Annotated in this window: 22 protein-coding genes; 15 read left to right on the top strand and 7 right to left on the bottom strand. The window is 70.6% G+C overall.

What is annotated here, in order from left to right; all coding sequences use genetic code 11:
* The first annotated feature begins 57 nt into the window (after positions 1-57).
* The gene (locus ACH4UM_RS17465; protein ID WP_398179373.1) at positions 58-1464 is read left to right on the top strand and encodes an FAD-binding oxidoreductase; all 1407 of its coding nucleotides are present in this window, start codon (positions 58-60) and stop codon (positions 1462-1464) included.
* Positions 1465-1492: 28 nt separating this feature from the next.
* Here ACH4UM_RS17465 and ACH4UM_RS17460 read toward each other — a convergent pair whose 3' ends face one another.
* A complete protein-coding gene (locus ACH4UM_RS17460; protein WP_398179371.1) occupies positions 1493-1906 on the bottom strand; it encodes an SsgA family sporulation/cell division regulator in 414 nt (137 codons plus the stop codon).
* Positions 1907-2148: 242 nt separating this feature from the next.
* Between ACH4UM_RS17460 and ACH4UM_RS17455 the strand changes: the two genes are divergently transcribed.
* On the top strand, positions 2149-3786 hold the full coding sequence (locus tag ACH4UM_RS17455; protein WP_398179368.1) for an RDD family protein: 1638 nt from the start codon (positions 2149-2151) through the stop codon (positions 3784-3786).
* 98 nt (positions 3787-3884) lie between these two features.
* Positions 3885-4637 (top strand): RDD family protein, encoded by a 753-nt coding sequence (locus tag ACH4UM_RS17450; RefSeq protein ID WP_398179365.1) that lies wholly within the window; start codon positions 3885-3887, stop codon positions 4635-4637.
* 79 nt (positions 4638-4716) lie between these two features.
* Here the strand turns inward: ACH4UM_RS17450 and ACH4UM_RS17445 are convergent, their stop codons facing one another.
* Positions 4717-5019 carry a hypothetical protein gene (locus ACH4UM_RS17445; RefSeq protein ID WP_398179362.1) on the bottom strand — a complete coding sequence of 101 codons (303 nt, stop codon included), beginning with the start codon at positions 5017-5019 and terminating at the stop codon, positions 4717-4719.
* Positions 5020-5450: 431 nt separating this feature from the next.
* Between ACH4UM_RS17445 and ACH4UM_RS17440 the strand changes: the two genes are divergently transcribed.
* Together ACH4UM_RS17440 and ACH4UM_RS17435 are read left to right on the top strand one after the other, a co-directional pair.
* Positions 5451-7802, top strand: a complete 2352-nt coding sequence (locus tag ACH4UM_RS17440; RefSeq protein ID WP_398179359.1) for an immune inhibitor A domain-containing protein — start codon at positions 5451-5453, stop codon at positions 7800-7802.
* 121 nt (positions 7803-7923) lie between these two features.
* On the top strand, positions 7924-8268 hold the full coding sequence (locus ACH4UM_RS17435) for a hypothetical protein (protein ID WP_398179356.1): 345 nt from the start codon (positions 7924-7926) through the stop codon (positions 8266-8268).
* Positions 8269-8407: 139 nt separating this feature from the next.
* Here the strand turns inward: ACH4UM_RS17435 and ACH4UM_RS17430 are convergent, their stop codons facing one another.
* Positions 8408-9034 carry an isochorismatase family protein gene (locus ACH4UM_RS17430; RefSeq protein ID WP_398179353.1) on the bottom strand — a complete coding sequence of 209 codons (627 nt, stop codon included), beginning with the start codon at positions 9032-9034 and terminating at the stop codon, positions 8408-8410.
* A 130-nt stretch (positions 9035-9164) separates the two neighbouring features.
* On the bottom strand, positions 9165-10511 hold the full coding sequence (locus tag ACH4UM_RS17425; protein WP_398179350.1) for a nicotinate phosphoribosyltransferase: 1347 nt from the start codon (positions 10509-10511) through the stop codon (positions 9165-9167).
* Positions 10512-10600: 89 nt separating this feature from the next.
* Here ACH4UM_RS17425 and clpS point away from each other — a divergent pair, with 89 nt between their 5' ends.
* The 9 genes from clpS (at position 10601) to ACH4UM_RS17380 (ending at position 18593) form a co-directional block, all read left to right on the top strand.
* Positions 10601-10918, top strand: coding sequence for an ATP-dependent Clp protease adapter ClpS (gene clpS, locus ACH4UM_RS17420; protein ID WP_398179347.1), 318 nt, complete (start codon positions 10601-10603; stop codon positions 10916-10918).
* Between the two features lie 39 nt (positions 10919-10957).
* Positions 10958-11563, top strand: a complete 606-nt coding sequence (locus tag ACH4UM_RS17415) for a DUF2017 domain-containing protein (protein ID WP_398179344.1) — start codon at positions 10958-10960, stop codon at positions 11561-11563.
* A gap of 329 nt (positions 11564-11892) precedes the next feature.
* On the top strand, positions 11893-13329 hold the full coding sequence (locus tag ACH4UM_RS17410; RefSeq protein ID WP_398179341.1) for an amino acid permease: 1437 nt from the start codon (positions 11893-11895) through the stop codon (positions 13327-13329).
* Between the two features lie 196 nt (positions 13330-13525).
* Positions 13526-13948, top strand: a complete 423-nt coding sequence (locus ACH4UM_RS17405; RefSeq protein ID WP_398179338.1) for a Mov34/MPN/PAD-1 family protein — start codon at positions 13526-13528, stop codon at positions 13946-13948.
* 79 nt (positions 13949-14027) lie between these two features.
* Entirely contained in the window at positions 14028-14123 is a 96-nt protein-coding gene (locus ACH4UM_RS17400; RefSeq protein ID WP_373304403.1) for a putative leader peptide, read from the top strand.
* A 111-nt stretch (positions 14124-14234) separates the two neighbouring features.
* Positions 14235-14522, top strand: coding sequence for a MoaD/ThiS family protein (locus tag ACH4UM_RS17395; RefSeq protein ID WP_398179335.1), 288 nt, complete (start codon positions 14235-14237; stop codon positions 14520-14522).
* 5 nt (positions 14523-14527) lie between these two features.
* Entirely contained in the window at positions 14528-15478 is a 951-nt protein-coding gene (locus ACH4UM_RS17390) for a PLP-dependent cysteine synthase family protein (RefSeq protein WP_398179332.1), read from the top strand.
* 300 nt (positions 15479-15778) lie between these two features.
* Positions 15779-17851 carry a putative Ig domain-containing protein gene (locus tag ACH4UM_RS17385; protein WP_398179329.1) on the top strand — a complete coding sequence of 691 codons (2073 nt, stop codon included), beginning with the start codon at positions 15779-15781 and terminating at the stop codon, positions 17849-17851.
* A gap of 100 nt (positions 17852-17951) precedes the next feature.
* The gene (locus ACH4UM_RS17380) at positions 17952-18593 is read left to right on the top strand and encodes a hypothetical protein (RefSeq protein ID WP_398179326.1); all 642 of its coding nucleotides are present in this window, start codon (positions 17952-17954) and stop codon (positions 18591-18593) included.
* A 39-nt stretch (positions 18594-18632) separates the two neighbouring features.
* On the opposite strand, the gene ACH4UM_RS17375 is transcribed toward ACH4UM_RS17380, so the two are convergent.
* Entirely contained in the window at positions 18633-19088 is a 456-nt protein-coding gene (locus tag ACH4UM_RS17375; RefSeq protein ID WP_398179323.1) for a type II toxin-antitoxin system PemK/MazF family toxin, read from the bottom strand.
* Positions 19089-19304: 216 nt separating this feature from the next.
* Here ACH4UM_RS17375 and ACH4UM_RS17370 point away from each other — a divergent pair, with 216 nt between their 5' ends.
* On the top strand, positions 19305-20057 hold the full coding sequence (locus ACH4UM_RS17370; protein WP_398179320.1) for an MBL fold metallo-hydrolase: 753 nt from the start codon (positions 19305-19307) through the stop codon (positions 20055-20057).
* Positions 20058-20129: 72 nt separating this feature from the next.
* Here ACH4UM_RS17370 and ACH4UM_RS17365 read toward each other — a convergent pair whose 3' ends face one another.
* Both ACH4UM_RS17365 and ACH4UM_RS17360 read right to left on the bottom strand, forming a co-directional pair.
* Positions 20130-21386: a PTS transporter subunit EIIC gene (locus tag ACH4UM_RS17365; RefSeq protein ID WP_398179317.1), complete on the bottom strand. Its 1257-nt coding sequence runs from the start codon at positions 21384-21386 to the stop codon at positions 20130-20132.
* Between the two features lie 160 nt (positions 21387-21546).
* Positions 21547-22851 carry a PTS transporter subunit EIIC gene (locus tag ACH4UM_RS17360; RefSeq protein ID WP_398179314.1) on the bottom strand — a complete coding sequence of 435 codons (1305 nt, stop codon included), beginning with the start codon at positions 22849-22851 and terminating at the stop codon, positions 21547-21549.
* Positions 22852-22947 lie beyond the last annotated feature (96 nt).

Genomic DNA, 22947 nt, shown 5'->3' with positions numbered 1-22947 from the left:
GGCAGGCGGAGGCGTGCGCCCGTCGGGGTTCACACCGATGGCCCCGGGTGCGACGCTGTGATCATGAGCCGTATCCAAGCCGCAGCCGACGAAGCTCAGGGCAACCTCACCGACCGGCTCCTCGCGGGTCTGCCGGCCGAGGCGATCCTCACCGATCCCGACGTCACGGCCTCCTACGCCAACGACATGGCGAGCTTCTGCCCGTCCGGCGTCCCGGCCGTCGTCGTCCTGCCGCGCACGGTGGAACAGGTCCAGCACGTCATGCGCACCGCCACCGAACTGCGTGTCCCCGTCGTCCCGCAGGGCGCCCGCACCGGCCTGTCCGGCGCGGCCAACGCCTCCGAGGGCTGCATCGTGCTCTCCCTGACCAGGATGGACCGCATCCTGGAGATCAACCCGGTCGACCGCATCGCGGTCGTCGAGCCGGGCGTCGTCAACGCCGCGCTCTCCCGCGCGGTGGGTGAACACGGCCTGTACTACCCGCCGGACCCCTCCAGCTGGGAGATGTGCACCATCGGCGGCAACATCGGCACCGCCTCCGGCGGCCTGTGCTGCGTGAAGTACGGGGTCACCGCCGAGTACGTGCTCGGCCTGGAGGTGGTACTGGCCGACGGACGGCTGATGTCCACCGGCCGCCGCACCGCCAAGGGCGTCGCCGGGTACGACCTGACCCGCCTGTTCGTCGGCTCCGAGGGCTCCCTCGGCATCGTCGTACGGGCGGTCCTGGCGCTCAGACCGCAGCCGCCGCAGCAGCTGGTGCTGGCCGCCGAGTTCGCCTCCGCGGCCGCCGCCTGCGACGCGGTGTGCCGGATCATGGCGGGCGGCCATGTGCCCTCCCTGCTCGAACTCATGGACCGCACGACGGTCAAGGCCGTCAACGACCTCGCCCACATGGGCCTGCCGGAGACCACCGAGGCCCTGCTGCTCGCCGCCTTCGACACCCCGCACCCGGCCGCCGACCTCGCCGCGGTCGGCGCGCTGTGCGAGGCGGCCGGCGCCACCCAGGTCGTCCCCGCCGACGACGCCGCCGAGTCCGAGATGCTGCTCCAGGCACGGCGCCTTTCGCTCACCGCGCTGGAGGCGGTCAAGGGCACGACGATGATCGACGACGTGTGCGTGCCCCGCTCCAGACTCGGCGAGATGCTCGACGGCATCGAGCGGATCGCCGGGAAGTACCGGCTCACCATCGGGGTCTGCGCCCACGCCGGCGACGGCAACACGCACCCGACCGTCTGCTTCGACGCGAAGGACCCCGAAGAGTCGCGGCGCGCCCGCGAGTCCTTCGACGAGATCATGGCCCTCGGCCTCGAACTCGGCGGCACGATCACCGGCGAACACGGGGTGGGCGTGCTGAAGAAGGAGTGGCTGGCGCGCGAGATCGGCCCGGTGGGCGTCGAGATGCAGCGGGCGATCAAACAGGTCTTCGATCCGCTGGGCCTCCTCAACCCGGGCAAGCTGTTCTGAGCCGCCGGCCGCTCCGGCGCACCGGCCCTCACCGGGCGAGCAGCCCGGCCAGAGCGCCGTCGATGCCGAGCCACTCGCCCTCACTGCCCGGCGGGACCACGTGCAGCGTGTCCTGCAGCCAGGCCGACACCTGTGCGGCCGGCGCCTCCAGCAGGGCGTCGCCCGAGGGCGAGCTCAGTGCCATCAGCACGACGCCGCGGCCCTCCGCCCTCGACGGCCACACCCTGACGTCGCCGTATCCGCACGGCCGGAACACGCCCTCCACGAGAAGTTCCCGGGCGAACGTCCAGTGCACGGGACGCCGGGAGTCCATGTGGAAGGTGATGTGGACGGCGTACGGGTCCTCGCTGCGGTAGCCGAGCCGGGCCGGCACGGGGATCGCGCACTCGGGCGACAGGACCAGTCCGAGTTCGAGCTCCCGCTCCACCACGATCTGCCGCATCGGTTCCTCCTCCCTCTTCCACGGACCCCGGAGCGGGCCCGCGGGAGAGGAGAGACGGGTGGCCGCCGGGCATTACGCGGGCCGGCCGAACTTTTTTCCGTCTGGGCTTCCGGGCTTGTGAAGTACGTGTACGAGGTTGCCCGGAAAGGAGTGGGTCCGGCCGGACTGGCGGTGTCGCCGTCCCGGGTCTGATAGATGTTGAGGCCCCCAGACGACCCCCGAGCAGATACGGGACGACGGACATGAGCGCCCCAACCCCGGCACCCGGTGACGACAGGCCCCGCGAGGGGTACTACCCGGACCCGTCCATCCCTGGATACGTCCGGTACTGGAACGGCGCCGCCTGGGTGCCGGGAACCAGCCGGCCGGCACCGGCCGACGGCGAGCCGCTCAGCCCGCCGCCCGGCATGCGTCCTGCGCCCGCGGTGACCCCGGCGGTCGAGGAGACGGGCCCGCACTTCTTCGACGAGGACCCCGTCGACCAGCCCGGCCCGGCCGCGGCACAGGACGCCGGCCGCCCCGAACCCGCCTCGGCGTGGGCCGCCGACCGCGCCCACCAGTCCGGCTTCGGCGGCGACCAGGACCGTCGCGTCTCCTGGGGCGCCGGGCCGGACGCGGCCGGGCCGGACGCGGTCGACCCGAGGGCGGCACACGCGGCCGGCCCGGTGGGACACGCCGCCCGCGCCGCCGGCACGCCGCCGGCCTCGCCCATGGAGCCGGCCCGGGACGCGGCCCCGGCCTCCGCCGACGGCACGTTCGTCTTCCGCCGCCCCACGACGGGCGGTGCCGGTGGTGCCACGGGGGCGCCGGACAATGCCCCCGCTCCCGGCATCCCGGGCCCGGGCGCACCCGCCGACGACGACGGCACGATGACCTTCCGCCCGGCACCGGGCCCGGGCCACCCGACCGGTCCGGGCGGGTCCCAGAACCTGCCGGGGGTGCCCGCGCAGGGTTCGGCCACGCCCGCGGGGGCCTCGGGCGGGCCCGGTTTCGCGGCCGGGAAGGCCGCCGCGGCGCGTGCGGCGGCGGCGCAGGCGCAGAGCCCGGTGCAGGCACAGAGCTCTGGGGTGCAGGCACAGCAGCAGCCGCGGGCATCTCGGCAGCAGGAGCCCGGCCCGGCGCAGGGAGCGGGGGCCCAGGCGAGAGCCGCCTCCGCACAGGCCCCCGCCGCAGCGGCTGCCGCGGCCTCCTCCGCCTCCGCCCTGCCCCAGCAACCCGCCACCCCCACCGGCGGCCCCGCCCCCACCGCCAACCCGGTCACCAGTGGTCCCGGCGGGGGGCAGTCCTCCTGGGCGCAGCAGGTGCACCGGCTCGCGGGGGCGGACGAGGAGCAGCCCGTCGCGCCCTGGAAGCCGCCGGTCGAGGACCTCTTCCAGGCGGCCGCGCGGCGGCAGGCGGCAGCCCGGCCGGCCGGGCTCGGCAAGCGGCTGGCCGCCCGCCTCGTCGACACGGTGGTCCTGGCCGCCGTCACCGCCGTGGCCGCCGTGCCCCTCGGAACCAAGGCGATCGAGCACGTCAACCACAAGATCGACGCGGCCAGGCTCTCCGGCCGTACCGTCACCGTCTGGCTCCTGGACGGCACCACGGCGACATACCTCGGCATCGTCCTCGCCGTGCTGCTGCTCTCCGGCGTCCTCTACGAGGCGCTGCCCACCGCCAAGTGGGGCCGCACCCTGGGCAAGAAGCTCTGCGGTCTCCAGGTGCGGGACATCGAGGGCCACGAGCCACCGTCCTTCGGCCGCGCCCTGCGCCGCTGGCTCGTGCACTGCATCCCCGGACTGCTCGGCATCGGCGTCGTGGGCGTGATGTGGTGCCTGTTCGACCGGCCCTGGCGCCAGTGCTGGCACGACAAGGCGGCGCACACCTTCGTGGCGGGCTGACCAGGACGGCGTAGGGCGAACCCGCCGGGTTCGTCCCGCGTCATCCGTACGGCCGCTCGCCGGATGCGGGCAGACCGGGCTCGCGATGCACTCGGCCCATGAGCACCGAACCGCCCCCCGGCTCAGAACCGCCCCCCGGTTCACAACCCCCGCCCGGCTCGCAACCCCCGCCCGGCGGGCAGCCACCGCCCCCGCCGCCCGGCGGGCAGCCACCGCCCCCCGGCGGGCAGCCACCGCCCCCCGGCGGCGGCCCCTACGGTGGCGACCCGTACGGCAGCGGCGGCCCCGGCGGCCCCGGTGGCCCGTACGGCGGTGGCGGCCCCGGCGGTGGCCCCTACGGGGGCGGCCCGTACGGCGAAGGCCCCCACGGAGGCGGCCCGTACTCCGACGACCCGCTCGCCGGAATGCCCCCGCTCGCCGACAGCGGCAAGCGCACCCTCGCCCGGATCATCGACCTGATCCTGGTGGGCATCGTCGTCGGGCTGGTCACCTGGGGCCTGCGGGTCAACGAGTACTCGATGAACGCCGACCGCCTGGAGGTCGGCAGGTCCATCGCGCAGTCGTTCGTCGGCGTGGTGCTCTACATCGCGTACGACACCTTCATGATCGCCAAGTCGGGGCAGACCCTCGGCAAGAAGTGGCTGGGCATGCGGGTGGCCAACCTGTCGGACGGCTCCACCCCGTCCGTCCCGACCGCGCTGGGGCGCGCGGCGGTGCTCTGGATCCCCTTCTGGTTCTGCTGCGCCTGTATCTGGCTGGCGATCTCGGGCGGGTGGAGCTACTTCGACCGGCCCTACAAGCAGGGCCTGCACGACAAGGCGGCCAAGACGGTGGTGGTCAGCACCGGCTGACCGCCGACGTCCCGCCCTGTCGTGCCCGGCCGCCCGGACCTGCCCGGCTGCCCGGACCTGCCCAATCCGCGGTCCGGCCTCAGGATGCCGCCCGCTCCCGTACCGGCTCCACGCCGGCCGAGACGGGTTCCCGCTGGGTGGGTACCTGTGCGGGCACCTGCGTGGGCACCTGCGGCCGGCCGGCGGCCGGAGCGGGCGCCGACGTGCGTGCCTTCGGCAGCGGCACCGTCATGGCGACCAGGAGCCCGAGGGCGAGTGCCGCGAGGGCGATGACCGTGATCCCCAGGCCCGAACTCGTCTGTGACAGCAGCAGCATGGCGAGCGTCGAGAAGATCACGGTGCAGGAACCGTAGGCGAGCTGTGCGGCGGTCGGACGAGGCATGGCAATCGTGTCCTCGGAAGATTTCGGGGATGCGAAGGGGTGACGGCCTGGCTTTCCGCCGGCTTCCGGGCGTTCCGCCGGTCGACTCTATTCGCCTGCATGCCCGAGCGGAACGCCCGGTAAGCGTGACCTAACCCACGGTGCCGGTGCACAGGGGGCGCACGGAGTCATGGCGTCCACCAAGTGGACGGTCCGCGCGCCCGCGACCGGCTCCTGTCAACCGGGTCCGTCGGCCAAGCCGTTCGCCGTCCGTAAAGCGAACGCAGTCTCCGCATAGTGCACTTGACCTGTCCAAGTCAAGGTCTGTCTTTTCTCGTAAACCTCTAGTCAAATGTCGTCACTTGACTACACGCGTTGACCGCGCGCGGACCTTCATATGGCCAGAGACCCCCCTTCCGCGCGTACGGGCACGCGTCAGGGGAGGACATCAAGTGACAACTAGACCCTGGACGTTCAGAACGGCCGCGATCGGTGTCGCGCTCGCGGCGGCCACCGCCACGTTCTCGACGTTCGCCGTCGCGGAGGCCGCCACCACGGGCAACTCCGCCTCCGTGAACCGGCACGACCCGCAGCCGGTCAAGCAGCAGAAGCACGACCTGGACGGCCCGCTGAGCAAGACTCAGGACGCCCAGCGCCAGGAGGCCCTGAACCAGCTCATCGCGGGCAGGACCAAGGTCCAGGACCGCAACGGCTCCAAGGTCGTCCAGCTCAAGGGCAGGAAGGGCGACAGCAAGTACGTCGAGCTGGGCCGGGAGAAGACCGACAAGATCTTCACCATCCTGGTCGAGTTCGGCGACCAGACGGACCCGAAGTACGGCGGCACCGCGGGCCCGCTGCACAACCGGATAGCCGCGCCGGACCGCACCAAGGACAACTCCACGGCCTGGCAGAAGGACTACAACCAGAAGCACTTCCAGGACCTCTACTTCGGCACCGGCAAGAACGTCGAGTCGGTCAAGAAGTACTACGAGAAGCAGTCCTCGGGCCGCTACTCGGTCGACGGCGAGGTCTCCGACTGGGTCAAGGTCCCCTACAACGAGGCCCGTTACGGCAACAACGCCTGCGGCTCCACCAACTGCCCGAGCGTGTGGAACGTCGTCAAGGACGGCGTCAGCGCCTGGGTCGCCCAGCAGAAGGCGGCCGGGAAGTCCGACGCCGACATCAGGGCGGACCTGGCGAAGTACGACCAGTGGGACCGATACGACCACGACGGCGACGGCAACTTCAACGAGCCCGACGGCTACATCGACCACTTCCAGATCGTGCACGCCGGTGAGGACGAGTCCGCGGGCGGCGGCGCCCAGGGCAAGGACGCGATCTGGGCCCACCGCTGGTACGCCTTCGGCACCGACGCCGGTGCCACCGGCCCGGACAACAACAAGCTCGGCGGCGCGCAGATCGGCGACACCGGCATCTGGGTCGGCGACTACACCATCCAGCCGGAGAACGGCGGACTCGGCGTCTACGCCCACGAGTACGGCCACGACCTCGGCCTGCCCGACGAGTACGACACCGCCGGCGGCGAGAACTCCACCGGCTTCTGGACGCTGATGTCCTCCGGTTCCTGGCTCGGCCGCGGCAAGGACGCCATCGGTGACCTGCCCGGCGACATGAACGCCTGGGACAAGCTGCAGCTGGGCTGGCTCAACTACGACACCGCCAAGGCCGGCGTGAACTCGTGGCACAAGCTGGGCGTGTCCGAGTACAACACCAAGTACCGGCAGGCCGTGGTGGTCTCGCTGCCCGACAAGGCGGTCACCACCCAGATCGTCACGCCGGCGCAGGGCGCGACCCAGTGGTGGAGCGGCAGCGGTGACAACCTCAAGAACACGCTGACCCGTTCCGTCGACCTCACCGGCAGGAAGTCGGCCGCCCTCACGCTCGACGGCTGGTACGACATCGAGGCCAACTACGACTACCTCTACACCGAGGTGTCGACCGACGGCGGCGCCAACTGGACCGCCCTGGACGGCACGGTGGACGGCCAGGCCGTCCCGCGCGACGGCAGCGGCAAGCCGGCCCTGACCGGCTCGGTCGACGGCTACAAGAAGCTGTCGTACAACCTCGACGCCTACGCGGGCCAGAAGATCCAGCTCCGCTTCCGCTACCAGACGGACGGCGGCGTGGCGCTCAAGGGCTTCGCGGCCGACGAGATCACGCTGACCGCGGACGGTTCGGCGCTGTTCACCGACAACGCCGAGAGCGCGGACCCGGCCTGGGCGGCGAGCGGCTTCTCCCGCCTCGGCGCGTCCTTCACCAAGGACTACAAGCAGTACTACATCGCCGAGAACCGCCAGTACGTCTCGTACGACAGGACCCTGAAGACCGGCCCGTACAACTTCGGCTTCTCGAAGACCCGTCCGGACTGGGTGGAGCACTACCCGTACCAGAACGGCCTGCTCATCTGGAAGTGGGACACCTCCGAGGCGGACAACAACACCAGCGCCCACCCGGGCACCGGTCTGATCCTCCCGATCGACTCGCACCCGGCCGCGCTGAAGTGGTCCGACGGTACGCTGATGCGCAACCGCATCCAGGCCTACGACTCGCCGTTCAGCCGGTACCGCACCGACGGCATCACGCTGCACAAGGCGGACGTCGCCACGAAGATCAAGTCGTCGAAGGGGGTGCCGGTCTTCAACGACCACACCAGCACCTACTACGACGCCTCGAACCCGGCGGCCGGTGTCAAGATCACTGACACCAACACCACGGTCAAGATCACCAAGGAGGCCTGGGACGGCTCCACGATCGAGTTCGAGGTCGGCCGCGCGGTGAAGTAGCCGACATTTTCGCAGGTCAGACGCGCATCGGCGGCAGCCCCCTGGCGGGTTGCCGCCGATCGTGTTTAGGTGCGTGCTGTGGCTTTCTTATTGACACCGACCGGAACGGGGATGTGACCGCATGGCCGCAGGAGGCTTCTGCAAGCTGCCGAACGGCACGGTGGTGGTGGCGCTGAACCTGCCCACCCCCGTCCCCGACGGCATCGGCGGCGTCCGCGTGCTGGTCCACGCCCGCAACCGCGCCCGCGCCCTGACCCGTCTGCGCAACCTCGGGATGCGCGCGGTCTACCTGCGGGGCAACGCGGCCCCGCCGACCCCGGACGAGATCACCGCGGTCCTGCACCACCCCGACGGCCTGATATGGCGTACGTCCCCCGACAACGCTGTAGGCGCCCCGGTCGGCGCCCCGGAGCTGTGGCACCCGATCAGGGCCCTGCTACGGAGCCGGACGGCCGCCCAGGCGTAGGCCCGCACGCACGGGTCTGCGCAGGTCTGCCCAAGGGCTGCGCGGACCTGAGTGGGGCCGCCACAGGTCCGGGCGGGCCGCGCAGGTCCGCTCAGCTCCAGGCGGGTCGCTCAGGCCGTGCAGGTCCGCTCAGGCCGGTCTACGCGACGACCGGCTTGCCGGTGAGCTCCACGCCTGCCTGCCGCATCTCCTCCAGGGCCCGCTCGGTGGTCTCCGCGGCGACCCCCGCCGTCAGATCCAGCAGCACCTGGGTGCGGAAGCCCTCGTTCACGGCGTCCAGGGCGGTGGCCCGCACACAGTGGTCCGTGGCGATCCCCACCACGTCCACCTCGTCGATCTCCCGGGCCTTCAGCCAGTCGGCCAGCGAGACGCCGTTCTCGTCCGTGCCCTCGAAGCCGCTGTAGGCCGCCGCGTAGGCGCCCTTGTCGAAGACGGCGTCGATCGCGCCGGAGGCGACGGCGGGGGCGAAGTTCGGGTGGAAGCCCACACCCTCCGTGCCCGCCACGCAGTGCGCGGGCCAGGAGCGGACGTAGTCGGGGTTGTCGGCGAAGTGGCCGCCGGGCGCGATGTGGTGGTCGCGGGTGGCCACCACATGCCGGTAGCCGGCGGGTTCCCCCGAGCTCTCGGCCCCGCTCGGGCAGGGGGGACCCCCATGCCCGATCAGCTCGGTGATCGCGGCGGCGACGTCGGCGCCCCCGGCCACCGCGAGGCTGCCCCCCTCGCAGAAGTCGTTCTGCACATCAACGACGATCAAGGCGCGGCGCATGGTCGGTGTCCTTCGGCTATCGGATCGGCGGGAGGAAGGGGTGCGGGCCCGGCCGGTGAACCTACGAGCCTAGAAGCTCTGCGGGTCGCAGGGGAGGGGGCTTTCGGCGCTGTCATGGGGGACACCCGCTTTAGCTACCCGAGCCCCCGTGGACGTACTCCGTCGGAAGCACGGGTTCCCCTCGTGAGAGCTGGGTCGCCGACAGCGGCAGGTTGCCCCGGGCGGCCGTGTGCCGGGCCCGGACGGCGTCCAGCGGCTCGCGCCCGACCACGTCGCCGCCCTTCACCAGCTCGACCAGGAGCTGCCGCTCGACCAGCTCGGCCGGGACCGGTCCGGTGCCCACGACCTCGGCCTCCGCGACCCCCTGCGCGTCCAGCCGGCGCGCCGCCCACTTGCGGCCGCCGACGGAGGTCTTGCCGCCGCTGGACTTCTTCGCCACCGGTTTGAGGGGCGCCCCGGGGGCGGCGGTCTCGGCGCGCGCGACCAGCTTGTAGACCATCGAGGCGGTCGGGTGGCCGGAGCCGGTGACCAGCTGGGTGCCGACGCCGTAGGCGTCCACGGGCGCGGCAGCGAGCGAGGCGATGGCGTACTCGTCGAGGTCGGAGGTGACGATGATTTTGGTGTCCCGGGCGCCGAGCCCGTCCAGCTGCTGCCGCACCCGGTGCGCGACCAGCAGCAGGTCACCGGAGTCGATGCGCACCGCGCCCAGCTCGGGTCCGGCGATCTCCACGGCGGCGCGTACGGCCTCGGTGACGTCGTAGGTGTCCACCAGCAGCGTGGTGTCGCGGCCGAGCGAGTCGACCTGGGCCTGGAAGGCGTCCCGCTCCCGGTCGTGCAGCAGGGTGAAGGCGTGGGCGGAGGTGCCGACGGTCGGGATGTTGTAGCGGAAGCCGGCGGCCAGGTCCGAGGTGGAGGTGAAGCCGCCGACGTAGGCGGCGCGGGCGGCGGCCACCGCGGCCAGCTCGTGGGTGCGGCGGGCGCCCATCTCGATCAGCGGCCGGCCGCCCGCGGCCGAGGACATGCGGGAGGCCGCGGCCGCGATCGCCGAGTCGTGGTTGAGGATGGACAGGATCACGGTCTCCAGCAGCACGCACTCGCCGAAGGACCCCTCCACCCGCATGATCGGCGAGCCCGGGAAGTAGACCTCTCCCTCGGGGTAGCCCCAGATGTCTCCACTGAACCGGTAGCCGGCGAGCCACTCCAGGGTCGCCTCGTCGACGACCCGCCTCTCGCGCAGGAAGCGCAGGACGCCCGCGTCGAAGCGGAAGTTCTCCACCGCGTCCAGCACCCGCCCGGTGCCGGCCACCACGCCGTAGCGGCGGCCGTCCGGCAGCCGCCGGGTGAAGACCTCGAAGACGCTGCGCCGCTCGGCGGTCCTGGCCTTCAGGGCGGCCTGCAGCATCGTCAGCTCGTAGTGGTCGGTGAAGAGCGCCGTCGAGGGAACGTCCACCGGCAGCCCAAGGTCCGCTGTGTTCATGACGAGGAATCGTACCCCCATTTCGTCAGTCTGACGATTTCGGGTTTCGGTCGTGCTCGTTTGTGCTCCCACCCCCCTGTGGTGGCAGCATGGGCCATGTGACGGCAGCCGCACCCATCGAGATCGAGAAGACCGAGTCGGCGGAGGAGGTCTTCGCCGTACCCGAGCCCGACGTCCCCTGGGTGACGATCGTCCACAACGACCCCGTCAATCTCATGAGCTACGTGACGTATGTCTTCCAGGCGTACTTCGGCTATCCCAAGGACAAGGCCACCAAGCTCATGCTCGACGTCCACCACAAGGGGCGGGCGGTCGTCTCCAGCGGCACGCGCGAGGAGATGGAACGGGATGTGCAGGCCATGCACGGCTATGGGCTGTGGGCCACTCTCCAGCAGGACCGCAAGTAGCCCGAAGACCGCCCGGACCGGAAGCAGCGAACCCCCTCCATGCCAGGAACCTTCGAACCGCTCCCCGGCGGCGGCGCGGCCGTCGCCCTCGACGACGTCGAGATCTCCATCATCCGCTCGCTGGCCGTGCAGCTCCTGGAGCTCATCGGCCCCGGCCCCGCCGAGGACGCCGCCGGCGACCCGCTCGCCGAGCTGTTCGCCGAGGGCCCGAGCGAACCGCCCTCCGACCCGGTGCTGAAGCGGCTCTTCCCGGACGCCTACGGCGACCCCGAGCAGGCGCCCGCCACCGAGCAGGAGGCGGCCGACCGGCGCGCCCACTCGGCCGAGTTCCGCCGCTACACCGAGAACGACCTGCGGGCCGGCAAGCGCGAGAACGCCCTCGCGGTCATCCACTCCCTCAACGGGCTCGAGACCTCGGGGGAGAGCGGCGCGGTGCTGAAGCTGTCCCCGGAGGAGTCGCGGCGCTGGCTGGGCGCCCTCAATGACCTGCGCCTGGCCATCGGCTCCCGGCTGGAGATCACCGACGAGGAGGACACCGACGACCTCTACCGGCTGCCGGACGAGGACCCGCGCAAGCCGATGGTGATGGCCTATCTGTGGCTGGGCGGGCTCCAGGAGACCCTCGTTTCCACTTTGCTGCCCTGAGTACCCCAGTATGTGGGGATTTCGTGTTCGCTCAGCGGACGCTCAAATCCGGATAACGATCACGTCACCGTGGCAGCTGCTTCTGCCCCCTTCGGGCGGACTTTGTCCGCTTCTCCCTGTGTCATGCGCCACAAGCAGCTCCGGCGATCAGTGTTGCGGCCGTGATAAATCTTCACGACCGCCCGGCGAACACCACCCCTGTCCGTCCGGGTGCGCCACCGAGCCGGCAACCGCCGGCCAGGCACCAACTCCATCAATCCGGGGGGATCGAAACCCGATCCGCGGCCGACCAGCGGCCCGGTTCGGCATGGAGAAAGGGCGCACAACACATGACCTCCTCGAAGGTCAACGAAGTCACCGAAGCCGGCGAAGCAACCGAAGAGGGGTACGAGCGAGGGCTCGGCAGCCGCCAGGTCCAGATGATCGCGATCGGCGGGGCCATCGGCGTCGGCCTCTTCCTGGGTGCCGGGGCGAACATCGCCAAGGCCGGCCCCAGTCTCATCTTCATGTACGCCCTCGCAGGCGTGATCATCTTCTTCATCATGCGGGCGCTCGGCGAGCTGCTGCTCTACCGCCCCGTCTCGGGCTCCTTCGCGGAGTACTCCCGCGAGTTCCTCGGCCCGTTCTTCGGCTACTTCACAGGCTGGACGTACTGGCTGATGTGGGTGGTGACCGGCATGGCCGAGCTGACGGCCGCCGCGATCTACGTCCACTACTGGTTCCCGGCCGTCCCGCAGTGGGTCACGGCGCTGGTGTTCCTCGTCGTGCTGTTCGTGGCCAACCTGATCTCGGTGAAGCTGTTCGGCGAGATCGAGTTCTGGTTCTCGATGGTCAAGGTCACCGCGCTGGTCGGCATGATCGTCATCGGGCTCGGCGTGCTCACCTTCGGCTTCAGCTCCGCCGGCGACACCGCCTCGGTCTCCAACCTCTGGCAGTTCGACGGTTTCTTCCCCAAGGGCATCGGCTCCTCCCTGATGACCCTCCAGGGCGTGATGTTCGCCTACCTCGCAGTCGAGCTGGTCGGCGTCACCGCCGGTGAGTCGGAGGACCCGGAGAAGACCCTCCCCAAGGCGATCAACACCCTGCCCTGGCGCATCGCGCTGTTCTACGTCGGCGCCCTCAGCGTCATCCTCTGCGTGGTGAAGTGGACCGAGTTCGCGCCCGGCGTGAGCCCGTTCGTCGAGGCTTTCGCGAAGATCGGCATCCCGGCCGGCGCCGGCATCGTCAACTTCGTGGTGCTCACCGCGGCCCTGTCCTCCTGCAACTCCGGCATGTACTCCACCGGCCGCATGCTGCGCACCCTCGCCGACAACGGTGAGGCCCCCCGGGCCTTCAGCCGTCTGTCGGCCTCCAAGACCCCGGCGCTCGGCATCACCGTCTCCGTCGCCTTCATGGGCATCGGCGTGGTCCTGAACTACGTCGTCCCGGAGAAGGCCTTCGGCTACGTCACCTCCGTCGCCACCGCGGCCGGTATCTGGACCTGGCTGATGATCCTGGTCAGCCACGTGCTCTACCGCAGGGCGGTCGACGCGGGCCGGCTGCGTGCCTCGGCCTTCCCGGCGCCGGGCGGCGCGAAGTGCTCGTACGTCGCCATCGCCTTCCTGCTCTTCGTCACCTGCCTGATCGCCTACGACGCCGACTCCCGCGTCTGCCTGTACGTGATGGCGGTGTGGGCCGCCACCCTGGCCATCGGCTGGGCGGTCGTCAAGGCACGCAACCCGCAGGTCACCGAGCGCCGCGAGCCGGAGCTCGAGAAGGTCGGCTGACCAGGCCGCCTTCCCCCCGGACCGGACGCCCGGCCGGAGCGGATACTCGTGGAAGCCGCTCCGCCGCCGCTCAGGGCGTCCGCGATGTGGGCCGCTTCGTACCACTCCCCGGTACGGAGCGGCCCACCGGTCGTTCACCACCGACCTGCCCGAGGTGCTGGGCGCGCCCCTTTTCCGTCTGCTTATCCTGAGCCCCATGCTGACCATCACCCAGGCGCTCTACGACCAGATCGTCGCCCACGCGCGCGAAGACCACCCCGACGAGGCGTGCGGCGTCGTCGCCGGACCGGTGGGCTCCGGCCGGCCCGAGCGGTTCATCCCCATGCTGAACGCGGCCCGTTCGCCGACCTTCTACGAGTTCGACTCGCAGGATCTGCTCAAGCTCTACCGCGAGATGGACGACCGCGACGAGGAGCCGGTGATCATCTACCACTCCCACACGGCCACCGAGGCCCACCCCTCCCGCACCGACATCTCCTACGCCAACGAGCCCGGCGCGCACTACGTCCTCGTCTCCACCGCGGACACCGACGGGGCCGGCGAGTTCCAGTTCCGCTCGTTCCGGATCGTGGAAGGCGAGGTCACCGAGGAGGACGTCAAGGTCGTGCATGCGTACTGATCTCAACCAGTGGTTGAAGAGCGTCCGAAGTGTGGAATCACACTCCGGGCCGGGGGCCGGGAATCGATACGATGAGCCCATGGTTATCCACGACGTGAGCGACAAGACGCCGGGCATGCTGCTCGTGGCGCGGCTGCACGTCGATCTGTGCCGGCTGGCCAGCGCCATCTGTTGACGCCCCCTGCCGCCGCACGGTCATGAGCCGGCGGCGCCCGCCCCGCGTACACGAGACGCCCGCGCTGCCGCGCCCACCGACCTGACTCTTTCCGACAGGAGCCCTGACGCCATGGCCATCGAGGTCCGCATCCCCACCATCCTCCGCACGTACACCGGCGGCCAGAAGGCCGTGGAAGGCACCGGGGACACCCTCGCCGCGCTGTTCACCGACCTCGAGACCCGGCACGCGGGCATCCAGGCGCGCCTCATCGACCAGGCCAACGGCGACCAGCTGCGCCGCTTCGTCAACGTCTACCTGAACGACGAGGACGTCCGGTTCCTCGACGGCATCAACACCAAGCTCGCCGACGGCGACAGCGTGACGATCCTGCCGGCCGTGGCCGGCGGTATGGCCTGATCCCGATGCGGTACGACTCTCCGCTCGCCGCGGTCGGCAACACCCCCCTGGTGCGCCTGCCGCGGCTGTCGCCGTCCGACGACGTCCGGATCTGGGCGAAGCTGGAGGACCGCAACCCGACCGGCTCGGTCAAGGACCGTCCGGCCCTGCACATGATCGAGCAGGCGGAGAAGGACGGCCGGCTCACCCCCGGCTGCACGATCCTGGAACCGACCTCGGGCAACACCGGCATCTCACTGGCCATGGCGGCCAGGCTCAAGGGCTACCGCATGGTGTGCGTGATGCCCGAGAACACCTCGCAGGAGCGCCGGGACCTGCTCGCCATGTGGGGTGCGCGGATCATCTCCTCCCCGGCCGCGGGCGGCTCCAACACCGCCGTGCGCGTGGCCAAGGAACTGTCCGCCGAGCACCCGGACTGGGTGATGCTCTACCAGTACGGCAACCCGGACAACGCGGGCGCCCACTACGCGACCACCGGGCCCGAGATCCTCGCCGACCTGCCCTCGATCACGCACTTCGTCGCGGGCCTCGGCACCACCGGCACCCTGATGGGCGTCGGCCGCTACCTGCGCGAGCACAAGCCGGACGTCAGCGTCGTCGCCGCCGAGCCGCGTTACGACGACCTGGTCTACGGTCTGCGCAACCTCGACGAGGGTTTCGTCCCCGAGCTGTACGACGCCTCCGTGCTGACCACCCGCTTCTCGGTCGGCTCCGCCGATGCGGTCACCCGCACCCGTGAACTCCTCCAGCAGGAGGGCATCTTCGCGGGCGTCTCCACCGGCGCGGCCCTGCACGCCGCGATCGGCGTCGGCAGGAAGGCGCTGAAGGCGGGCCAGAGCGCCGACATCGTGTTCGTCGTCGCCGACGGCGGCTGGAAGTACCTCTCCACCGGTGTGTACACGGCGGCCACCACGGAGGAGGCCATCGAGAAGCTCCAGGGTCAGCTCTGGGCGTAGGCCCGCCGGGCCGCAGCCTCATCGACGCGCCAACCCCCTCCTATGAGGGGGCCAAGCGCTGTCCATCCGGCGGCAAAGATCTTCTTGCGGTACTGCCCGCCTCCGTCCGCGGGAGCTACGGTCTGCCCGCACCCTGTCATGTCACGCTCATTCGACCCCGCAGGGTGTGCATGTGACTCCCCGTTTCATCCGTTTCATCCGTGTCACAGATATGTCATGCCCATGACCATGCGTCCGCCGCCGCTACGCGCGTCAAGGGCCTGCCCACCAGTTCGACCCCACCGATGGAGGCAGTACCCCATGCGTGATTCACGCCCGAGCAAGCGGCGCCGGAGCCTGCGAAGACTCCTGACCGCCGCCGTGCCCGCCCTCGCCCTCACCCTCGCCGGTCTCGTGGCGGCACCGGCCGCCGGCGCCCACACCGCGCCGAAGGCCCCCGCCCCCTCCTCCCGCGTCACCCAGAACAAGAAGGCGCTGACCGATCCCCAGCGGCAGACCCTCCACCCGACCGGCAAAGCCGGCCAGAAGGTGCCGACGACGCACCTGTGCGCCACCGCCAGGCCGGGTCACGCCTCCTGCTTCGCCCAGCGGCGGACCGACATCCGGCAGCGGCTCGCCTCGGCGCTCGCCGCCGCGGCGCCCTCCGGCCTCAGCCCGGCCAACCTGCACAGCGCCTACAACCTGCCCTCGACCGGCGGCTCCGGCCTGACCGTCGCCGTCGTCGACGCCTACAACGACCCCAACGCCGAGTCGGACCTCGCCACCTACCGCTCGACGTACGGCCTGTCCGCGTGCACCAAGGCCAACGGCTGCTTCAAGCAGGTCAGCCAGACCGGTTCCACCACCTCGCTGCCCACCGACGACACCGGCTGGGCGGGCGAGGAGGCGCTGGACATCGACATGGTCAGCGCGGTCTGCCCGAACTGCAACATCGTTCTCGTGGAAGCCGATTCGGCCAACGACACCGACCTCGGCATCGCCGAGAACGAGGCCGTCTCGCTCGGCGCCAAGTTCGTCTCCAACAGCTGGGGCGGCTCCGAGTCCTCCACCCAGACCAGCGAGGACACCTCCTACTTCAAGCACCCGGGTGTCGCCATCACCGTCTCCGCGGGCGACTCCGGCTACGGCGCCGAGTACCCGGCGACCTCGCAGTACGTGACCGCCGTCGGCGGTACCGCACTGGCCTCCGCCGCCAACTCCCGTGGCTGGAGCGAGTCGGTGTGGAACACCTCCAGCACCGAGGGCACCGGCTCCGGCTGCTCCGCCTACGACCCGAAGCCCAGCTGGCAGACCGACACCGGCTGCGCCAAGCGCATGGAGGCCGACGTCTCCGCGGTCGCCGACCCGGCCACCGGCGTCGCCGTCTACGACACCTACGGCGGTTCCGGCTGGGCGGTCTACGGCGGCACCAGCGCCTCCGCCCCGATCGTCGCCGGCGTCTACGCCCTCGCGGGCACCCCGGGCTCCGGCGACTACCCGGCGAAGTACCCCTACTCCCACACGGGCAACCTGTACGACGTCACCAGCGGCAGCAACGGCTCCTGCTCGACCTCGTACTTCTGCACCGCCCGCACCGGCTACGACGGCCCGACCGGCTGGGGCACCCCCAACGGCACGGCCGCCTTCGCCCCCGGCACCAGCACCGGCAACACGGTGACCGTCACCAGCCCGGGCAACCAGTCCACGGCCACCGGAAGCTCGGTCAGCCTGCAGATACAGGCGACGGACAGCGCGGGAGCGGCCCTGGCCTACAGCGCGACCGGCCTGCCCACGGGCCTGTCGATCAACAGCTCCACGGGCCTGATCTCGGGCACCGCCTCCACCGCCGGCACCTACAGCACCACGGTCACCGCGAAGGACTCCACCGGCGCCTCCGGCTCCGCCTCCTTCACCTGGACCGTCGGCACCTCCGGCGGCACCTGCAACGCGGCGCAGCTGCTCGGCAACCCGGGCTTCGAGTCGGGCAACACCACCTGGACCGCCTCCAGCGGCGTCATCACCAACGACACCGGTGAGGCGGCCCACGGCGGCTCCTACTACGCCTGGCTCGACGGCTACGGCTCCAGCCACACCGACACCGTGTCCCAGTCGGTGACCATCCCCTCCGGCTGCAAGGCCACGCTCACCTTCTACCTCCACGTCGACACCGCGGAGACCACCACCAGCACGCAGTACGACAAGCTGACGGTGACCGCCGGCTCCAAGACGCTGGCGACCTACTCCAACCTCAACGCGGCCTCCGGCTACAGCCAGAAGTCCTTCGACCTGTCCTCGCTGGCCGGAACCACGGTCACGCTGAAGTACAGCGGTGTCGAGGACTCCTCGCTGCAGACCAGCTTCGTCGTCGACGACACGGCACTGACGACCGGCTGATCCGCTGATCCACCGCTCCACCGATTCGCGAGAAGGGGCCCCGGCCGGCGCACCGCGCACGGACCGGGGCCCCGGCGTGCGTGGGGGAGGGGATCCTGATGTGCTGGAGAAACGTCACATCGGCACCAGGGCACTGGGCACCCGTAACAACGACGAGCAGAAAGGCGGCCGCCCCATGCGCCGTACGACGCTTCACCGCACCACCGTCGCCGCCGCGGCGGCAGCGACCGTGCTCCTCGTCGGCTGCGGCGCGCAGGGCGACGGCAGGAGCTCGGCAAGCGGGGGCGCGGTGTCCCCGTCGGCCACCACCTCGCCCGGGTCCCCGTCGCCCTCGGCGTCCGGATCCGCGTCCCCCTCGGCGTCCGGGTCCGTGCCGCCGTCCGCCTCCCCGTCCGCGCCGCCCTCGCACCCGGCTCCGGCCGGCTGCGCCGACCACGCCGAACTCACCGCCGGCGACTCCGGCCGCACCCTCTGCCTGCGGGCCGGCGGTCAGGTCCGGATCACCCTGGACGGCACCAAGGACCGTGCCTGGACCCCGGTCAAGGCCACCGGCACCGCTCTGAAGGCCGCCAACCCCGGCTTCGTCATCCAGCCCGGCGACGCGGTCGCCGCCTTCGACGCCGTCGCGCCCGGAACGTCCCGGCTGACCTCCTCCCGCCCCCTGTGCGCGACCCGCCCGGGTCAGGTCTCGTGCAAGGGCATCCAGGAGTGGACGGTCACGGTGACGGTGACGAAGCCATGAACGGCGCCCGGCCCGCACCGCCCCTCCCGTGGCCCCGGCTCAGCCCGCCAGGTAGCGCACCTGGTCCCAGAGCACCGGATCCACGACCCCCACCCGGCGCCGGAAGTCCCACACCGGCACCTCGCGCACCTCGTCGGTCTCCAGGAAGCTGGTCCGCCCCTGCGCGTCCCCCACCGAGCCGGGCGGCAGGGGAATCACCCCGGCCCGCTCGTCGTGGTACTTGCTGGTGATCTTGGCGACCCTGGCGCGCTTGCCGCGCACGGACAGCACCAGGCAGGGCCGGTCCTTCGTTCCGGGGCCCGAACCGTAGGGGACGTTGGCCCACCAGATCTCCGCCGGCTGCGGCCGCGCCGCACCACCACGGCCCGTGGGCCGCCCCGGCGGACGCATCCTCCGGCCGGCGGGGCGGCGACCGCGCCCCCACCCGTCGACGAGCGTGGCGACGAGCGCGAGCAGAACCAGTGCCGCGAGCGCCAGCCACCAGGACGTGTCCATAAGGACGACGTTACCGGCGCGCCTCCCCCAGCGCGCGCCCTCTTCCGCACCTCATGCGCCCCACGTCCAGCCGAACCGGTGACACCACAGGTGAGTTCGCCCACAACAGCCCTTGCCGGAGGAGCGACCGGAGGTTTTGCGCCTTACGCTCGACGGACCGCACGACCCCCGTCACCTTCCTTTTTGATGTTTCCCGCCAGCGGAGGTTTCTGCTTCATGAAGCTCACCGTCGTCGGCTGCTCGGGGTCGTTCCCGTCCGCGGAATCGGCCTGCTCGAGCTACCTCGTAGAGGCCGACGGCTTCCGGCTGCTTCTCGACATGGGCAACGGCGCCCTTGGCGAGCTGCAGCGCCACTGCGGTCTCTACGACCTCGACGCGATCTTCCTGAGCCATCTGCACGCCGACCACTGCATCGACATGCTCGGCTACTTCGTGGCCCGCTACTACCGGTACGACGGCGGCCGCTGCGCCCCTCTGCCGGTCTACGGCCCCGAGGGCACCGAGCACCGGCTCACCACCGCCTACGCCGACACCCCCACCGCCTCGTCGATGAGCGAGGTCTTCGACTTCCACACGGTCAAGCCGGGCAGCTTCGAGATCGGCCCCTTCACCGTGCACACCGAGCGGGTGGCCCACCCGGTGGAGGCGTACGCCATCCGCGTCGAGCAAGGCGGCAGGACGCTGACGTACTCCGGCGACACCGGCCCCAGCGACGCGCTGGACGAACTCGCCCAGGACGCCGACCTGTTCCTGTGCGAGGCCGCCTTCACGCACGGCAAGGAGGACATCCCCGACCTCCACCTCAACGGCCGCCAGGCCGGCGAGACCGCCGCCCGCGCCCGCGCCCGCCGCCTGGTCCTCACCCACATCCCCCCGTGGACCGACCCCCAGGTCAACCTAGCCGACGCCCGCGCGGTCTACGACGGCCCGGTGGAACTGGCGGCGCCGGGAGTGTCGTACGAGATCTGAGACCCCATGACATCGCGAGGCCCCCGGAGTTCCAGGACTCCGGGGGCCTCGGTGTGTCCCACACGGCCGGGCTCACGCCTTCGTGAGGTCCTCGACCTCCTCCTCGGGCTCACGGCCCGGGGTGGGGAGGTTGAACCTGATGATCGCGAAGCGGAAGACCACGTAGTAGATCGCGGCGAACACCAGGCCGATGGGGATGATCATCCAGGGCTTGGTGGCCAGACCCCAGTTGAGGAAGTAGTCGATCGCACCGGCCGAGAAGCTGAAGCCGTGGTGCACGCCCAGGGCCCAGGTGACCGCCATCGACAGCGCGGTGAGGAGCGCGTGGATGACGTACAGCACCGGCGCGATGAACATGAACGCGAACTCGATCGGCTCGGTGATGCCCGTGACGAACGAGGTCAGCGCGAGCGACATCATCATGCCGCCGACGACCTTGCGGCGCTCGGGGCGGGCGCAGTGGGTGATGGCCAGGGCGGCCGCCGGAAGGGCGAACATCATGATCGGGAAGAAGCCGGTCATGAACTGGCCGGCGGTCGGGTCGCCGTGGAAGAAGCGCGGCAGGTCGCCGTGCCAGACGGCGCCGGAGGCGTCCTTGTAGGAGCCGATCTCCTGCCAGGCCACCGTGTTGACGAACTGGTGCATGCCGACGGGGAGCAGAGCACGGTTGATGGCACCGAAGATGGCCGCGCCGGCCGCGCCGAGACCGGTCATCCACTGACCGAAGTCGGTGATGACATTGCCGATGGGCTCCCAGACCAGGCCGAAGAGGACACCGACGGCGGTACCGATGAAGGCCATCAGGATCGGCACCAGGCGGCGGCCGTTGAAGAAGCCCAGCCAGTCCGGCAGCTTGGTGCGGTGGAAGCGCTGCCAGGTGACCGCGGCTATCAGGCCCATGATGATGCCGCCGAGAACCTTGGGGTCGTTGTAGGTGGCGGCGATGTCCGCGCCCGTGGTGACCTTGGCCTCGGTGATCGGGAACGCGGTCAGCACGTTCTTGTAGACCAGGAAGCCGACCAGTGCCGCCAGCGCCGTGGACCCGTCGGCCTTCTTCGCGAAGCCGATGGCGATACCCACGCAGAACAGCAGGGGCAGGTTGCTGAAGACGGCGTCTCCGGCGGTGGCGAACACGGCCGCCACCTTGTTCCAGCCGAGGCCGTCTTTGCCGAACACGTCCGGCTGACCCAGACGCAGCAGGATGCCCGCCGCCGGCAGTACGGCGATCGGAAGCTGCAGGCTTCGGCCTACCTTCTGCAGACCCTGGAACAGGCCTGATCCCCGCTTCTTCGCGGGGGCCGCCGCTGGCGTCTCGGTGGCGGTGCTCATACGTCCTCCATCGGGTGGTGGTCTACACCACTCAGTGGTGTAGACCTGTTGTAGCACGATGAAGGTGACGTAAGGAACCCGCGATTCCCGTTACGGAACCGCTACGCACCGTATGGGATCCGGGCGGGCCTCGAAGCGGCCCTAGAAGGGGTGCCGGAGGTCAGGCCTTGGTGGTGTCCTCCACCTCCTCCTCGGGCTCCCGGCCCGGCGTCCGCAGGTCGAACTTCGTGATCGCGAAACGGAAGACCACGTAGTAGACGACGGCGAAGCACAGGCCGATCGGGATGATCCCCCACGGCCTGGTCGCCAGATTCCAGTTGATGACGTAGTCGATCAACCCCGCCGAGAAGCTGAACCCGTCGTGCACGCCCAGCGCCCACGTCACCGCCATCGACACCCCCGTCAGCACCGCGTGCACCGCGTACAGGACCGGGGCGATGAACATGAACGAGTACTCGATCGGCTCGGTGATACCCGTGACGAACGACGTCAGGGCCACCGACAGCATCAGCCCGCCGACCTCCTTGCGGCGCGCCGGCCGCGCGGTGTGCGTCATCGCCAGCGCCGCTGCCGGCAGCGCGAACATCATGATCGGGAAGAAGCCGGAGGTGAACTGGCCCGCGTTCGGGTCGCCGTTCAGGAACATGGTGATGTCACCGTGCACCACCGTCCCGTCCGGCTTGGTGTAACTGCCGAACTGGAACCAGATGGGCACGTTCAGGAACTGGTGCAGCCCCACCACCAGCAACGCCCGGTTCGCCACCCCGAAGATCCCGGCGCCGTACGACCCCAGACCGCTGAGCCAGCCGCTGAAGCTCTCCAGCCCGTGCCCGATGGGCGGCCAGACCCACAGGCTCAGCACGGCGACGGCGATCGCCACGAACGACATGATGATCGGCACCAGCCGGCGGCCGTTGAAGAAGCCCAGCCAGTCCACCAGCCTGGTGCGGTGGAACCGCTGCCAGAAGAAGGCGGTGAGCAGCCCCAGCAGGATCCCCCCGAACACCCCCGGATTCTGGAAGGTGAACGACATCAGGGTCCCGTCGGTCGCCTGGCAGCCGAAGTCGGGGACCACCTTCGACCCGCCGGGGCACTGCGGGAACTGCCGCAGCACGTTGTAGTAGACGAGAAAGCCCGCCACCGCCGCGAGCGCCGTCGAACCGTCCGCCTTCCTCGCCATGCCGATCGCCACACCGACGCAGAACAGCAGCGGCAGGCCGAGGGAACCGTCGAGCAGGGCACCCCCCGCGCCCATCATCACCTTCGAGATACCGGTCCAGCCGAGTCCGTCCGCACCGAAGACGTCCGGCTGCCCCAGCCGGTTGAGGATGCCCGCGGCCGGCAGCACCGCGATCGGCAACTGCAGACTGCGGCCCATCTTCTGCAGTCCCTGGAACAGGGAGTTCCAGCGCTCGCGCGCGGGAGTGACCGTGCTGCCCGCACCGCCGGCGCTGTCGGCACTCATGGGTGACCTCCCCGCACTTGCCCAGCACCGCGTTTGGCCGCCGCCCCGACGGTGGTGTAGACCAGTCGACGACGGTTCCGCTGTCGTGAACGCCAT

This window comes from Streptomyces sp. NPDC020801 (genome assembly GCF_044334385.1).
GTDB lineage: Bacteria > Actinomycetota > Actinomycetes > Streptomycetales > Streptomycetaceae > Streptomyces.
Note: the sequence above shows the minus strand (reverse complement) of the source record. Positions and strands in the feature narration are given on the sequence as shown.